The 246-nt window shown below is 44.7% G+C and carries 1 protein-coding gene; it reads left to right on the top strand.

Annotated elements, in window-relative coordinates; genetic code table 11:
* Positions 1 to 29: 29 nt before the first annotated feature.
* Positions 30 to 246: DNA sulfur modification protein DndB (locus SB660_RS22895; RefSeq protein WP_410584815.1), on the top strand; the 217-nt coding region annotated here is incomplete at its 3' end.

The following is a 246-nucleotide window of genomic DNA, read 5'->3' as shown; positions in this document are numbered from 1 at the left end:
AGACGCGTATACCGGAGATGGTGAAATATTTGCTGGACAATCCGGATGACTATGTTTTTTCCGCATTGACAGCATCAATAGCAGTCGACATAAATTTTGAAGAATATCCTGCATCACATAATTTAGGCACTCTCAGAGTGCCAATGGACGCACAGATTCTCATCAATGACGGGCAGCACAGACGCAAAGCGATTGAACAGGCGTTAGAAGAGCGACCCGAATTGGGTCAAGACAATATTCCAGTAC

The sequence above is a fragment of the Bacillus sp. SIMBA_005 genome (genome assembly GCF_046535585.1).
In the GTDB taxonomy this organism is placed as follows: Bacteria; Bacillota; Bacilli; order Bacillales; family Bacillaceae; genus Bacillus; species Bacillus pumilus.
This window is presented reverse-complemented; position numbering and strand designations above follow the sequence as displayed.